A 14,145-nucleotide genomic window follows, 5' to 3' on the forward strand; every position below is an offset into this window, starting at 1 on the left:
CCCGGCCGGGCACGTGCGGTCACCGCCGCGGGGCGTGCGGGTGGGACGCTTCCGCGCGCCCTGAACCGTGTTCACCGGCGTTGCCCGATTGGTAGCCCAGACCCGGGGAAGATGCGGGATCATGTCTGGCATGACCGAGGTGTCGTCGCTCACAGGGCGGCTGCTCGTGGCCACGCCCGCCCTGGCGGACCCGAACTTCGACCGGGCGGTGGTGCTGCTCCTTGACCACGACAAGGAGGGCTCGCTCGGTGTCGTCCTCAACCGCCCGACGCCGGTGGACGTGGGCGACATCCTGGAGGGCTGGGCGGACCTCACGGGTGAGCCGGGCGTGGTCTTCCAGGGCGGCCCGGTGCAGCTGGACTCGGCCCTCGGGGTCGCCGTCATCCCGGGCGAGGCGTCCGGGGAGCGTGCGCCGCTGGGCTGGCGCCGGGTGCACGGCGCGATCGGCCTGGTCGACCTGGAGGCGCCGCCGGAGCTGCTGGCCTCGGCCGTCGGCAGCCTGCGGATCTTCGCCGGGTACGCGGGCTGGGGCCCGGGCCAGCTGGAGGACGAACTGGTGGACGGCGCCTGGTACGTCGTCGAGTCCGAACCCGGCGACGTGTCCTCCCCGTGGCCGGAGCGGCTGTGGCGGGAGGTGCTGCGCAGGCAGCGCAGCGAACTGGCGATGGTGGCCACGTACCCGGACGACCCAACGCTCAACTGAACGGGGCGGGCTTCAGTACCCTAGGTTCCTATGAGCACTCTTGAGCCCGAGCGCGGGACTGGTACGGGGACCCTCGTCGAACCCACGCCGCAGACCTCTCACGGCGACGGCGACCATGAGCGCTTCGCCCACTACGTCCAGAAGGACAAGATCATGGCGAGCGCGCTGGACGGCACGCCCGTCGTGGCGCTGTGCGGCAAGGTCTGGGTGCCGGGCCGTGACCCGAAGAAGTACCCCGTGTGCCCCATGTGCAAGGAGATCTACGAGTCCATGAGCGCCGGTGGCGACGAGGGCAAGGGCGGCGACAAGTAGCGGACCGCCCGGTCTGACGTTCCGCAGGCCCCCGAGGCACGTTCGTCGTGCCTTGGGGGCCTGTGTGTGTTTTTGGCGTTGCACGGAGTGCGTCGGCCGGTCACAGAGTGGTTGAGACCTCTTGTGGGTGTGTTCACCGAGTCCATAGCCTCCGGTGTGTTGTGCACGGCGGAACCGTCATTGCGCATGTTGCAACGCGCTGCTCGGAGGAGCACTCCATGAAGCTGTCCGTCCGACTCGCCGCCCTCCTCACCCCGGCGGTCCTGCTCGCCGCCGCCTGCGCCCCCCAGACCTCCGACAACTCCGCCTCCGACCAGGACGAGCAGACCGGCACCCTGCGCGTCTGGCTGTTCCAGGAGGTCAACAACCGGCCCAAGGAGAAGATCGTCGACGCCGTCCTCGCCGGGTTCGAGGAGGCGCACGACGGCGCCGAGGTCAGCGTCGAGTACATCCCCGTCGAGACCCGCGCCCAGCGCGTCCGGGCCGCCTTCAACGACCCGGGGAGCGCGCCCGACCTGATCGAGTACGGCAACACCGACACCGCCGGTTACGTGAAGGACGGCGGACTCGCGGACATCACCGCCGAGTTCACCGACTGGGACGCCGCCAAGGACACCGACCCCACCGCGAAGCGGTCCGTCACCGTCGACGGCAGGGTCTACAGCGTCCCGTACTTCGTCGGCGTGCGCGCGCTGTACTACCGCACCGACGTCTTCGACGAACTCGGCCTCAAGCCACCGCAGTCCCAGGCCGAACTGGTCGCCACGGCCAGGGAGATCCGGGCCGCCAAGCCCGGGTTGTACGGCCTCGCGGTCGGCGGCGCCTACACCTACGGCGCCCTGCCGTTCATCTGGGCGCACGGCGGCGAACTCGCCACCGGCAAGGGCGGGTCGTACGCCTCCGCCATCGACGGCGCCGCCGCCCGGAAGGGCATCAAGGCGTACACGTCCCTCTTCGGCGACGACAACTGCCCCGCCGCCACGTGCGCGGGCTGGGGCGGCAACGACACCGTCACGGCGTTCGCGTCCGGCAAGGCGGCCATGGCGATCGGCGGCGACTTCAGCCACCAGGCCGTGGAGGCGGGCGAGGTCAGGGGCAGGTACGCCGTCGTACCGCTGCCGGGAGTGGAGTCCGGGTCGATCGCCCCGGCGTTCGCGGGCGGCAACAACCTCGGGGTGCTGAAGAGCACCTCGCACCGCACCCTCGCCGTCGACCTGGTGAAGCGGCTGGCGTCCAAGGAGGCGCCTTCGGGCCGGTCAACCGGGTGCTGGGGCTGGGCGACCACTCCTGGACGTACGGCCGACTCAGCGCCTTCCTCCTCGTCCTGCTGGAAGTCGTCTGGTGCTCCTTCCCGTTCGTGATGGTCACCGTGTACGCCGGTATCCGCGCCGTCCCGTCGGAGGTGCTGGAGGCCGCCGCGCTCGACGGCGCCTCACCGTGGCGGATCTGGCGGTCGGTGCTGGCGCCGATGCTCCGGCCGATCCTGGTGGTCGTCACCATCCAGTCGGTGATCTGGGACTTCAAGGTCTTCACCCAGATCTACGTGATGACGGGCGGCGGCGGCATCGCGGGCCAGAACCTCGTACTGAACGTCTACGCCTACCAGAAGGCCTTCGCGTCCTCGCAGTACAGCCTGGGTTCGGCGATCGGCGTGGTGATGCTGCTGCTCCTGCTGGCGGTGACGCTGGCGTACCTGCGGCTGCTGCGCCGACAGGGGGAGGAACTGTGACGTCCGTACGCCGTCCCCGGCGGCTGCTGGCCGAGACGTCCGCGCTGCTGGTCGCGGCCGTGGTCGCCTTCCCGCTGTACTGGATGGTCCTCGGTGCCTTCAAACCGGCCGGGGAGATCGAGTCGACCGAGCCCCGGCCGTGGACGCTCGCGCCCTCCCTGGATTCCTTCCGGCGCGTCTTCGGACAGCAGGAATTCGGCCGGTACTTCCTCAACAGCCTCATCGTCGCGGGCACCGTGGTGATCGCCTCCGCGCTCATCGCGTTCCTCGCCGCGACCGCCGTGACGCGATTCCGCTTCCGCTTCCGGACCACACTGCTGATCATGTTTCTGGTGGCCCAGATGGTGCCCGTGGAGGCGCTGACGATCCCCCTGTTCTTCCTCATGCGGGACTTCGGCCAGCTGAACACCCTGGGGTCGCTGATCCTGCCGCACATCGCCTTCTCCCTGCCCTTCGCGATCTGGATGCTGCGGGGGTTCGTGAAAGCCGTGCCGGAGGCCCTGGAGGAGGCCGCGTACATCGACGGGGCGAGCCGGTCGAGATTCCTCTGGCAGATCCTTTTCCCGCTGGTCTTCCCGGGGTTGGTGGCCACCAGCGTGTTCTCCTTCATCTCGGCGTGGAACGACTTCCTGTTCGCCAAGTCGTTCATCATCAGTGACACCTCGCAGTCGACCCTGCCGATGGCCCTGCTGGTCTTCTACCAGCCGGACGAGCCGGACTGGGGCGGCGTCATGGCGGCCTCCACGGTGATGACGATTCCCGTACTGATCTTCTTCGTGCTCGTGCAGCGACGACTGGTGTCGGGGCTGGGCGGAGCGGTTAAGGACTGACGTGACCTCATTGACCGAACTCATTCCGATGCCGGGTCAGGTGACGACGGAGGGCTCCGGGTTCCTCGAACTCGGCCCCGCCACCGGGCTGGCCGCGGCGGCGGGCACGGAGCGGACCGCGCGCTGGCTGCGCGGCACGTTGGGCGCGGCCACCGGCCTGCCCCTGCCACCCGGACGCGGCGGGAACGCCATCCACCTGTCCCTCCGCCCGACCGGGACCGAGGGCCTCGGCGAGGAGGGCTACCGGCTCGCCGTCACCCCCGACGGCGTCGACCTGGCCGGTGGCGGCCCCGCCGGGCTCTTCTGGGGCGCCCAGACGCTGCGGCAGCTCCTCGGCCCCCACGCCTACCGGCGGGCGCCGCTGTCGGCGGGGCCCTGGCGGCTGCCCCTGGTCCACGTCGAGGACGCCCCGCGCTTCCGCTGGCGCGGACTCATGCTCGACGTCGCCCGGCACTTCATGCCGAAGGAAGGCGTCCTGCGCTACCTGGACCTGATGGCGGCGCACAAACTCAACGTCTTCCACTTCCATCTGACCGACGACCAGGGCTGGCGCATCGAGATCCGGAAGTACCCCCGGCTGACCGAGGTCGGCTCCTGGCGGGCGCGGACGAAATTCGGTCACCGGGCCTCACCGCTGTGGGACGAGAAGCCACACGGTGGCTACTACACCCAGGACGACATCCGGGAGATCGTGGCCTACGCCGCCGAGCGGCATATCACCGTCGTCCCGGAAATCGACGTACCCGGGCACTCGCAGGCCGCCATCGCCGCGTATCCGGAACTCGGCAACACCGACGTCATCGACACCACCGCCCTCTCCGTCTGGGACAACTGGGGGATCTCTCCCAACGTACTGGCCCCCACCGACAACACCCTGCGCTTCTACGAGGGGGTGTTCGAGGAAGTGCTCGACCTGTTCCCCTCCGAGTTCGTCCACGTCGGCGGCGACGAATGCCCGAAGGACCAGTGGAAGGCGTCCCCCGCGGCGCGGGCGCGCATCGTGGAACTCGGCCTGGAGGACGAGAACGGACTCCAGTCCTGGTTCATCGCCCACTTCGACAAGTGGCTCTCCGCGCGCGGGCGTCGGCTCGTCGGCTGGGACGAGATCCTGGAGGGCGGACTCGCGCCCGGCGCCACGGTGTCGTCCTGGCGCGGCTACGCGGGCGGGATCGCCGCCGCGCGGGCCGGACACGACGTGGTGATGTGCCCGGAGCAGCAGGTCTACCTCGACCACCGGCAGGCCCCGGGCGACGAGGAACCCGTGCCGATCGGCTTCGTGCGCACCCTGGAGGACGTCTACCGCTTCGAACCCGTCCCGCCGCAGCTCGACGGGGAGCAGGCCCGCCATGTGCTGGGCACCCAGGCCAACCTCTGGACGGAGGTGATGGAGGACCACGCGCGCGTGGACTACCAGGCGTTCCCCCGGCTGGCCGCCTTCGCCGAGGTCGCGTGGAGCGTGCTGCCCGCCCCCGCGGAACGGGACTTCGCCGCGTTCGAGCGGCGGATGGCCGCGCACTACCGGCGACTTGACGCGCTCGGCGTCGCCTACCGGCCGCCCACCGGACCACGGCCGTGGCAGCGGCGGCCCGGCGTGCTCGGGCGTCCGATCGACGGGCCGCCGCCGAACCGGTGACGGCGGCGGGGCCGCGTCGCGGCGTCGCGGTCACGGGGGCCGATAGATCGGAGAAACCTGGCAGGGTCACCGAAGAGGGGGCAATTCGAGCGGACCGGTGATGACCGTCCAAAACGGACCATCTCCCGGGTGAGGTGGGCGAATGCCTCCTAGCGGACCCCCGTCTTCGGCGCTCACGAAGATGTGCCAGAGTTGCCACGTCCGCCCTGTCAGCACGTACCGTACGGCAGCAACAGGCGGGACCAGCTGGGACCAGGTGGGGCAGCGGGAAGGGGCAGCCGGTTTGACCACGCACGCACCGCAGGCGGCGCAGGCCGTCACGCTGCCGACGACGCTGGACGAGGCCGTGGCGGCGCTCACCGCGACGCCCGCCGCCGTGCCCGTGGCCGGTGGCACCGACCTCATGACCGCCGTGAACTCCGGGCGGCTGCGCCCGGCCGCGCTGGTCGGCCTCGGCCGGATCAGCGAGATCCGCGGCTGGCAGTACCAGGACGGACACGCGCTGCTCGGCGCGGGCCTCACGCACGCGCGGATGGGCCGCCCCGACTTCGCCGCCCTCATCCCGGCGCTCGCCGCCGCCGCCCGCGCCGCGGGCCCCCCGCACATCCGCAACGCGGGCACCCTGGGCGGCAACATCGCCTCCGCCGCGCCCACCGGCGACGCGCTGCCGGTGCTGGCCGCCCTGGAGGCGACGCTGATCATCGCCGGGCCGGGCGGGGTGCGCCGGGAGATCCCGGTGTCGCACCTGCTCGCCGGGGTGGACATGCTCCGCGCGGGCGAACTCATCGGCTACGTGCGCGTGCCGCTGCTGCACGCGCCGCAGGTCTTCGTGAAGGCCACCGGGCGCACCGGCCCCGGCCGCGCGGTCGGCTCCGTCGCGCTGGTCCTCGACCCGGCCCGGCGCGGGGTGCGGTGCGCGGTGGGCGCCATAGCGCCGATGCCGCTGCGGCCCCTGGACGCCGAGCAGTGGGTCGCCCAGCTCATCGACTGGGACAACAACCGCGCGCTCGTGCCCGACGCCCTCAGCGCCTTCGGCGAGTACGTCGCCGCGGCCTGCATCCCCGACCCGGCCCCGGCCGAGGACGGCACCGTGGAGCCGCTGCCGCCCGCCGTACTGCACCTGCGGCGCACCGTCGCCGCGCTGGCCCGGCGAGCACTGGGGAGGGCACTGTCGTGACCGACGACCAGCACGGAGACGACCAGTACGACGACCAGTACGACGGTCCCTACGACGGTCAGTACGAGGGCCAGTACGAGGGCCAGTACGGGGACGACCGGCAGAACGGCGGCGCCCCCGGGGGCGCCGGTCGCTGGGACCCGCTGCCCCAGGGCGAGTACGACGACGGCGCCACCGCCTTCGTGCAGCTCCCCGAGGGGGGCGTCGACGCGCTCCTCGCCGCCCACGCGGCCAACCCCTCCGACACCCCGCTGGCCGCACCCGGCCACGGCTACGTGCCCCCGCCGATCACGGCGGCGCCCACCGACCCGTCGGCCTCCGGCCACTGGGCGGTGCCGGGGGCGCCCGCGGGCGGCACGCGGTGGCCCGAAGCGGGCGCCGAGCAGTCGGAGACCGCCCCTTACGACGCCGGGAACGACCGGTTCACCTACCAGCCGCCGTCGACCGGGCAGTGGAACTACGACGAGGCCGCGGCCGCCGAGGCCGCTGCCGCCGCGCCGGGCCAGGACGTGACCGGGCAGTGGTCCATCCCCGTCGCGGGCGGTGACCTGCCGGACGAGTCGGGCGAGTTCACCTCCTCCGCGCTGGTCGAGCAGTGGGGCGGCGGCACCCCACCGGCCACCCTCCCGGGCGGCGCGGCGGCCCCCTGGGCGCACCCGGACGACACCTACGGCGGCCAGCGGCCGACCGAGCCCGCGTACGGGACCGGGCAGCCCTTCGCCCCCGAGGACACCGGGACGGCGGAGACGACCGCCGGGCCCGCTCGCGGGGCCGAGGAGGCCCCTGAGGCGGCTCCTGGGACCGCGGGGGCTGACGAGGTCGCCGGAGGCGCGGAAGAGCCGGAGAACGCCGCTGAGGCCCCTGCGGAGCCCGCGCCGGAGGCCACCCCGGCGGTCGCGGATGACGACGGCGACGAGGGCGGCCCGGCGGACCAGGAGAGCGAGGCGGCCGAGACGGGCGGCGAGAGCCGCGACGGCCGGGACGCCGACTCCGGGACGCCTGACGCCGCCGAGGCCGATGCCGATGCCGCCGATGCCCCTGAGGAGACCTCCGGGGCCGTTGTCGCGGCCCAGGACAGCCCGCCCGCGCTTCCCCACGACGAGCACCCCCTCGCCTCGTACACCCTCCACGTCAACGGCGCCGAACGGCCCGTCGCGGACGCCTGGATCGGTGAGTCGCTGCTGTACGTGCTGCGGGAGCGGCTCGGCCTCGCGGGCGCCAAGGACGGCTGCTCGCAGGGCGAGTGCGGCGCCTGCAACGTCCAGGTCGACGGACGGCTCGTCGCCTCCTGCCTGGTGCCCGCGGTCACCGCGGCGGGCAGCGAGGTGCGCACCGTGGAGGGCCTCGCCGTCGACGGGCGGCCGTCGGACGTGCAGCGGGCGCTCGCCCGGTGCGGAGCCGTGCAGTGCGGCTTCTGCGTGCCGGGCATGGCGATGACCGTGCACGACCTGCTGGAGGGCAACCCGGCGCCGACCGAGCTGGAGACCCGGCAGGCGCTCTGCGGCAACCTGTGCCGCTGCTCGGGCTACCGGGGCGTCCTGGGCGCCGTCAAGGAGGTCGTCGCCGAGCGGGAGGCGCACGCGGCCGACACCGACGGGCACCACGAGGGCCACGACGGGCACGACGGGCACGACGCCGAGGAAGCCCGTATCCCGCACCAGGCGGGTCCGGGCGGCGGAGGCGTGCACCCGGGCGCGTTCGAGTCGCCGGACGGTCCCGGCCCCCATGACCAGCAGCCGTACGGAAACGGACAGGACGGAGGCCAGGTGTGAGCAACGAAGCCGCCACCGCGACCGCCGCCGCGCAGGCCGCCCCCGCACCGGAGCCGATCCCGCACGGCCTCGGCGCCTCCCTGCCCCCCGCGGACGCCCGCGCCAAGACCGAGGGAACCTTCCCCTACGCGGCGGACCTGTGGGCCGAGGGCCTGCTGTGGGCGGCCGTACTGCGCTCGCCGCACCCGCACGCGCGCATCACGTCCATCGACACCACCCACGCGCGCGAGATGCCCGGCGTCCGGGCCGTGGTCACCCACGAGGACGTGCCCGGCGCCCCGCTGTACGGGCGCGGCCGGGCCGACCGCCCCGTCTTCGCCTCCGAGGTCGTACGCCACCACGGCGAGCCCATCGCGGCCGTCGCCGCCGACCACCCGGACACCGCCCGGATGGCCGCCGCCGCCGTCATCGTCGAGTACGAGGCGCTCGACCCGGTGACCGACCCCGAGCAGGCGTTCGAGGCCGAACCGCTGCACCCGGACGGCAACCTGATCCGGCACATCCCGCTGCGCCACGGCGACCCGGAGGCGGCCGGAGAGGTCGTCGTCGAGGGCCTGTACCGCATCGGCCGCCAGGACCCCGCCCCCATCGGCGCGGAGGCCGGTCTGGCCGTACCCCGCCCGGACGGCGGCGTGGAGCTGTACCTGGCCTCCACCGACCCGCACACCGACCGGGACACGGCCGCCGCCGCGTTCGGCCTGGAACCCGAGCGGGTCAAGATCGTCGTCACCGGGGTGCCCGGCGCCACCGCCGACCGCGAGGACCAGGGCTTCCAGCTCCCGCTCGGCCTGCTCGCGCTGAAGACCGGCTGCCCGGTGAAACTGACCGCCACGCGCGAGGAGTCCTTCCTCGGCCACGTCCACCGCCACCCGACCCTGCTGCGCTACCGCCACCACGCGGACGCCGAGGGCAGGCTGGTGAAGGTGGAGGCGCAGATCCTGCTGGACGCGGGCGCCTACGCCGACACGTCGTCGGACGCGCTGGCCGCCGCGGTCTCCTTCGCCTGCGGCCCGTACGTCGTCCCGAACGCCTTCATCGAGGGCTGGGCCGTCCGCACCAACAACCCGCCGTCGGGCCACGTCCGCGGCGAGGGCGCGATGCAGGTCTGCGCCGCCTACGAGGCGCAGATGGACAAGCTCGCCAAGAAGCTCGGCGTCGACCCGGCGGAGCTGCGGTTGCGCAACGTCATGGCGACGGGCGACCTGCTGCCCACCGGCCAGACGGTGACCTGCCCGGCGCCGGTCGCCGAACTCCTCCAGGCGGTGCGGGACTTCCCCCTCCCGCCGCTGCCCAAGGACACCCCCGAGGACGAGTGGCTGCTGCCCGGCGGCCCCGAGGGCGCCGGTGACCCGGGCGCGGTACGACGCGGCGTGGGCTACGGCGTCGGGATGGTGCACATGCTCGGCGCGGAGGGCGCCGACGAGGTGTCGACGGCGACCGTGAAGGTCCAGGACGGCGTGGCGACCGTGCTGTGCGCGGCCGTGGAGACCGGCCAGGGCTTCACCACGCTGGCCCGGCAGATCGTGCAGGAGACCCTCGGTGTCGACGAGGTGCACGTGGCGCCCGTCGACACCGACCAGCCCCCGGCCGGGGCGGGCAGCCGGGGCCGCCACACCTGGGTGTCGGGCGGGGCGGTGGAGCGGGCGGCGAAGATGGTCCGCACCCAGCTCCTCCAGCCCCTGGCGCACAAGTTCGGCATGTCCACCGAGCTGCTCCAGATCACCGACGGCAAGATCACCTCGTACGACGGTGTCCTGTCGACGACCGTCGCCGAGGAACTGGCGGGCAAGGAGCTGTGGGCGACCGCGCAGTGCCGCCCGCACCCGACCGAGCCGCTGGACGCGACCGGGCAGGGCGACGCCTTCGTCGGGATGGCGTACTGCGCGATCCGCGCCGTGGTGGACGTGGACATCGAGATCGGCTCGGTACGGGTGGTGGAGCTGGCCGTCGCCCAGGACGTGGGCCGGGTGCTCAACCCGGCGCAGCTGGCGGCGCGGATCGAGGCGGGCGTCACGCAGGGCGTCGGCATCGCGCTCACCGAGAACCTGCGCACGCCGCGGGGCGTGATCCGGCATCCGGACCTCACCGGGTACGCGCTGCCGACGGCGCTGGACGCCCCGGACATCAGGATCGTGAAGCTGGTCGAGGAGCGGGACGTGGTCGCGCCGTTCGGCGCCAAGGCGGTCAGCGCGGTGCCGGTGGTGGCGTCCCCGGCGGCGGTCGCCTCGGCGGTGCGGGCGGCGACCGGGCGCCCGGTGAACCGGCTCCCGATCCGCCCGCAGGCGGCGGTGGTGACGGACCGCTAGCGGTCCGGTTCCGGCTGTCTTCGCAGGTCGGGGCCGTTGTCAGTGGGTCCGCGTAGTGTTCTGGGCAGTGGGACGAGGCGGTGGGACGGCCGCCGGACGACCGCTGGACCGAACATGCGCGGGGGAGCCATGAGCACGACTGACGCCGGTGTCGCGACGATCACCTTCACCGAAGCCGACCTTGACCGTCATGCCGCGTACGTCACGCACGCGCCGACGCGCCGCTGGCTGACCGGGCCCGGACTGCCGGGCGGTGGCGACCTGTTCTCCTTCGAGGCGCTGCGCCGCGACGGACTGCGCACGGTGGCGGACTCGACGGCCGACACCGGCGGCGGGCCGGCGGCGGAGCTGCGGGACCAGCTGGTCATAGGGGGAGTCCGCGCCGTCGGCGGGCTGGAGGGGGAGTCGGTCCTGCTCGACGGCGCGACGGGAGAGGTCTCGACGGCGTACTTCCTGCACGACCGGCCCGACCTGACGGAGGCCAGCCCGCTCGCGCCGTCGCTGCGGCTGCTGGTCCGGTTCGCGGCGGCGACGGACGAACTGGCGGGACTGCGCGGCCAGTTCGCCTCCTACGCGGGCCGGTACGGCCAGCAGGTGGCGGCGGACGCGGCCCGGCAGTTGCTGGCGGTGTTCGAGGAGGGAATACGAGAGGCGGCCGAGGAGACCGGAACGCACGGGGAGAGCGAGGCCGGCAAGGAGAGCGGGGCAGGCGAGGACAGCGGGGCGGACGGGGAGGGCTGGGAGACGACTCCGCTGTTCTGGCGGATCGCGGCGGTGATCCGCCCGCTGGCCCTGGTCGCGGGCCCCAGCACCCGGTCGGGTCTCGCGGTGGACCTGCCTCCCCGGCTGCTGGAGGAGGAGTTCGGCACCGGGGCGGTGGTCCGCTTCGAGGACGTCGACTTCCCGGCCGCGCTGGTCCACGAGCCGACCCGGCGCTTCCTGCGGGAGGTGGGGCTGCCGGAGGACGGCGTCTGGTTCGGCCTGGACACGGACGTGCCGCTGCCCACCCTCGCCCAGTACTACGCGGACGAACGGGAGAGCGTCTTCCGGACGGCCGACGTGCCCGCCCGCGACCGACTCCCCGAGGGTGCCCACCGGCTGATACGCCTGGGCCACCTCCTGGAGGACACCAGCCTGGTCGTCGACGGCACCACGGGCGCGGTGTTCGCCTGGAGCGAGGCGGAGACGGTGCTGCGCCCGCTGAACACGGACGTCTCCACGCTCGCCTTCACCCTGTGGCTGATCCACCGGGAGAAGTCCCTCGACGCCGAGTACGACCTGACCGACGCCTACGAGCACCTCGCCGCCGCCATGGCCCGCACCCTGGCCGCGGTCGACCCGCTCGCCGTCGACCCGGCCCCGCGGACCCCGGACGACGACGGCTGGCGGTACTGGCCGGAGATGTTCGAGGACGAGGCGGGAGGCGGCCTGTGCGCATAGCCGGGATCCCCGGGGCGGGGGAGTCGTAGGACGAAGGTCGCGGTGGCGTACCGACCGCTGACAGCAGTCAAACGGCACAGTGGCCCTTACGCTGTCCGGCATGACCAAGCTGGAGCCGCAGGACAACGGCGTATCCCACCTCCCGGAGGACGACCTCCCGGAGGGCGACCTCCCCGCGCGGACCGACACGGTGCTGGGGCGCTCCTTCCGCGCGCTGAGCGTCGGCATCGTGTCCGTGGTGCTGCTCATCGCCTTCGAGGCGACGGCGGTAGGGACGGCTTTGCCGGTGGCGGCCCACGAACTGGACGGGGTGTCGCTGTACGCCTTCGCGTTCTCGGCGTACTTCACCACCAGCCTGTTCGGGATGGTCCTCGCCGGTCAGTGGTCGGACCTGCGGGGCCCGCTCGCGCCGCTGACCTGCGGTATCGGCGCCTTCGCGGCCGGGCTGCTGCTGTCCGGGACGGCCGGTGAGATGTGGCAGTTCATCGCCGGGCGGGCGGTGCAGGGGTTCGGCGGCGGGCTGGTGATCGTCGCGCTGTACGTCGTGGTCAGCCGCGCCTACCCGGAGCGGCTGCGGCCCGCGATCATGGCGGGGTTCGCCGCGGCGTGGGTGCTGCCGTCCGTGCTGGGTCCGCTCGCCGCGGGCACGGTGACCGAACACCTCGGCTGGCGCTGGGTGTTCACCGGCATCCCGGTGCTGGTGGTGCTGCCGCTGGCGCTCGCGCTGCCGCAGATACGGCGCCGGGCGGCGGGACCGGTCGAGGGCACCGCGCGGGGCTCCGAGGACCGGCGGCGCCGGATCCGGCTGGCGCTCGGCATCTCGGTGGGGGCGGGGCTGCTCCAGTACGCCGCGCAGGACCTGCGGTGGGCGTCCCTCGTGCCCGGCGCCGTCGGGCTGGCGCTGCTCGTGCCCGCGGCGCGGGGGCTGCTGCCGCGCGGCACCTGGCGGGCGGCGCGGGGGCTGCCGTCCGTGGTGCTGCTGCGCGGGGTCGCCGCCGGGTCGTTCATCGCGGCGGAGTCCTTCGTGCCGCTGATGCTGGTCACCCAGCGGGGGCTGACGCCGACGCTGGCCGGGCTGTCGCTGGCGGCGGGCGGGGCGACGTGGGCGCTCGGCTCCTGGGTGCAGTCCCGGCCTCGGCTCGAACCGTACCGGGAGCGGCTGATGGTGGCCGGGATGGCGCTGGTGGCCGCCGCGATCGCCGCGGCGCCGAGCGTGCTGATCGACTCCGTGCCGGTCTGGACGGTCGCCGTCGCCTGGGCCTTCGGCTGCCTGGGCATGGGCCTGGTGATCTCCTCGACCAGCGTCCTCCTCCTCAGCCTGTCCGCTCCCGAGGAGGCGGGCAGCAACTCCGCCGCCCTCCAGATCTCCGACGGCCTCTCCAACGTCCTCCTCCTGGCGGCCGGCGGAGCGGCCTTCGCCGCCCTGGGCGGCGGCACGGTAGCCCACGCCACCACGGTCACGAACGGCACCTCCCACCCCACGGCGTTCGCGGCGGTCTTCCTCCCGATGGCGTGCGTGGCACTGGCGGGGGCGTGGGTGGCGGGGAGGGTACGGGGGCGGTGACTTCGGTACCACTGTGACACCGTGCAGTGGTACCGTTTTGGTATGGCTATGAACCTGCGTCTCCGTGAGGACCAGACCGAGGCTCTGAAGCTGCGCGCCGAGGAGGAGGGGGTCAGTATGCACGCCATACTGCTCAGGGCGGTGGACGACTACCTGGCCAGGTCGGCACATGAGGCACTGGTCCGCAGGGCGGCCCTGGAGCAGACCGTCAAGTGGGCCGACCTCCTGGAGCGGCTCAAGTGACCTGCGTCTACCTTTCGGCGGAGGACGTCCTCGCCATCGCCGACCGTGCCGTGGACGATCAGAAGATCGTCGTGCGGGACGCTGGTCTGCTTGAGTCGGCGGTACACCGGCCCGCGGCCGCGATGTTCGGACAGGAGGCGTACCCGGACCTGTTCGACAAGGCGGCGGCGCTGCTGCAGTCGCTGGCGATCAACCACCCCTTCGTCGACGGAAACAAGCGGACGGCCTGGATTTCCTGCGTTGTCTTCCTGGCCCTGAACGACGTGCAGTTGCAACCGGACATTGATGCGGCCGAGCGCCTGGTCATCGCGGTCGCGACCGGTGCTGTGGACGAGGTGAAGGTGATTTCCGAGGCGTTGCGGGAGTTGGTTGAGCGGCGGGTGTGACGTCAGTCCCATCCTTCGGTGGGCCGGTGGGGACGGCGGCTTGAGGGTGG

Annotated in this window: 12 protein-coding genes and 1 pseudogene; all 13 read left to right on the plus strand. The window is 73.1% G+C overall.

Annotation, left to right across the window (positions count from 1 at the left end; all coding sequences use genetic code 11):
• Positions 1-130: 130 nt before the first annotated feature.
• Entirely contained in the window at positions 131-703 is a 573-nt protein-coding gene (locus ABZ659_RS03200) for a YqgE/AlgH family protein (protein ID WP_360213362.1), read from the plus strand.
• Between the two features lie 30 nt (positions 704-733).
• Positions 734-1,015 carry a DUF3039 domain-containing protein gene (locus ABZ659_RS03205; protein WP_360212859.1) on the plus strand — a complete coding sequence of 94 codons (282 nt, stop codon included), beginning with the start codon at positions 734-736 and terminating at the stop codon, positions 1,013-1,015.
• Between the two features lie 218 nt (positions 1,016-1,233).
• Positions 1,234-2,376, plus strand: coding sequence for an extracellular solute-binding protein (locus ABZ659_RS03210; RefSeq protein ID WP_360212861.1), 1,143 nt, complete (start codon positions 1,234-1,236; stop codon positions 2,374-2,376).
• Positions 2,262-2,744, plus strand: a pseudogene (locus ABZ659_RS03215) (sugar ABC transporter permease); the annotation flags it as partial. The gene ABZ659_RS03210 and the pseudogene ABZ659_RS03215, both read left to right, overlap by 115 nt.
• Positions 2,741-3,574 carry a carbohydrate ABC transporter permease gene (locus ABZ659_RS03220; RefSeq protein WP_360212863.1) on the plus strand — a complete coding sequence of 278 codons (834 nt, stop codon included), beginning with the start codon at positions 2,741-2,743 and terminating at the stop codon, positions 3,572-3,574. The pseudogene ABZ659_RS03215 and the gene ABZ659_RS03220, both read left to right, overlap by 4 nt.
• Before the next feature lie 28 nt (positions 3,575-3,602).
• The gene (locus ABZ659_RS03225) at positions 3,603-5,207 is read left to right on the plus strand and encodes a beta-N-acetylhexosaminidase (protein ID WP_360213364.1); all 1,605 of its coding nucleotides are present in this window, start codon (positions 3,603-3,605) and stop codon (positions 5,205-5,207) included.
• A 283-nt stretch (positions 5,208-5,490) separates the two neighbouring features.
• Complete coding sequence (locus ABZ659_RS03230) at positions 5,491-6,384, plus strand: FAD binding domain-containing protein (RefSeq protein WP_360212865.1); 894 nt, start codon at positions 5,491-5,493, stop codon at positions 6,382-6,384.
• Positions 6,385-6,527: 143 nt separating this feature from the next.
• Positions 6,528-8,156, plus strand: coding sequence for a 2Fe-2S iron-sulfur cluster-binding protein (locus ABZ659_RS03235; protein WP_360213366.1), 1,629 nt, complete (start codon positions 6,528-6,530; stop codon positions 8,154-8,156).
• On the plus strand, positions 8,153-10,462 hold the full coding sequence (locus ABZ659_RS03240) for a molybdopterin cofactor-binding domain-containing protein (RefSeq protein WP_360212867.1): 2,310 nt from the start codon (positions 8,153-8,155) through the stop codon (positions 10,460-10,462). The genes ABZ659_RS03235 and ABZ659_RS03240 overlap by 4 nt, the downstream gene beginning before the upstream one ends.
• Positions 10,463-10,591: 129 nt before the next feature.
• Positions 10,592-11,902: an SUKH-4 family immunity protein gene (locus ABZ659_RS03245; RefSeq protein ID WP_360212869.1), complete on the plus strand. Its 1,311-nt coding sequence runs from the start codon at positions 10,592-10,594 to the stop codon at positions 11,900-11,902.
• Between the two features lie 100 nt (positions 11,903-12,002).
• A complete protein-coding gene (locus ABZ659_RS03250; protein ID WP_360212871.1) occupies positions 12,003-13,466 on the plus strand; it encodes an MFS transporter in 1,464 nt (487 codons plus the stop codon).
• A 42-nt stretch (positions 13,467-13,508) separates the two neighbouring features.
• Positions 13,509-13,709, plus strand: coding sequence for a CopG family transcriptional regulator (locus tag ABZ659_RS03255; protein ID WP_360212873.1), 201 nt, complete (start codon positions 13,509-13,511; stop codon positions 13,707-13,709).
• Positions 13,706-14,095 carry a type II toxin-antitoxin system death-on-curing family toxin gene (locus tag ABZ659_RS03260; protein ID WP_360212875.1) on the plus strand — a complete coding sequence of 130 codons (390 nt, stop codon included), beginning with the start codon at positions 13,706-13,708 and terminating at the stop codon, positions 14,093-14,095. The genes ABZ659_RS03255 and ABZ659_RS03260 overlap by 4 nt, the downstream gene beginning before the upstream one ends.
• Positions 14,096-14,145 lie beyond the last annotated feature (50 nt).

The sequence above is a fragment of the Streptomyces sp. NPDC006997 genome (genome assembly GCF_040635175.1).
Lineage (GTDB): Bacteria > Actinomycetota > Actinomycetes > Streptomycetales > Streptomycetaceae > Streptomyces.

What these genes read in the sequence shown, in the direction of transcription:
- ABZ659_RS03200 (WP_360213362.1), top strand. Translation starts at nt 131, where the DNA reads ATGACCGAGGTGTCGTCGCTCACAGGGCGGCTGCTCGTGGCCACGCCC.
- ABZ659_RS03205 (WP_360212859.1), top strand. Translation starts at nt 734, where the DNA reads ATGAGCACTCTTGAGCCCGAGCGCGGGACTGGTACGGGGACCCTCGTC.
- ABZ659_RS03210 (WP_360212861.1), top strand. Translation starts at nt 1,234, where the DNA reads ATGAAGCTGTCCGTCCGACTCGCCGCCCTCCTCACCCCGGCGGTCCTG.
- ABZ659_RS03225 (WP_360213364.1), top strand. Translation starts at nt 3,603, where the DNA reads ATGCCGGGTCAGGTGACGACGGAGGGCTCCGGGTTCCTCGAACTCGGC.
- ABZ659_RS03245 (WP_360212869.1), top strand. Translation starts at nt 10,592, where the DNA reads ATGAGCACGACTGACGCCGGTGTCGCGACGATCACCTTCACCGAAGCC.
- ABZ659_RS03250 (WP_360212871.1), top strand. Translation starts at nt 12,003, where the DNA reads ATGACCAAGCTGGAGCCGCAGGACAACGGCGTATCCCACCTCCCGGAG.
- ABZ659_RS03255 (WP_360212873.1), top strand. Translation starts at nt 13,509, where the DNA reads ATGGCTATGAACCTGCGTCTCCGTGAGGACCAGACCGAGGCTCTGAAG.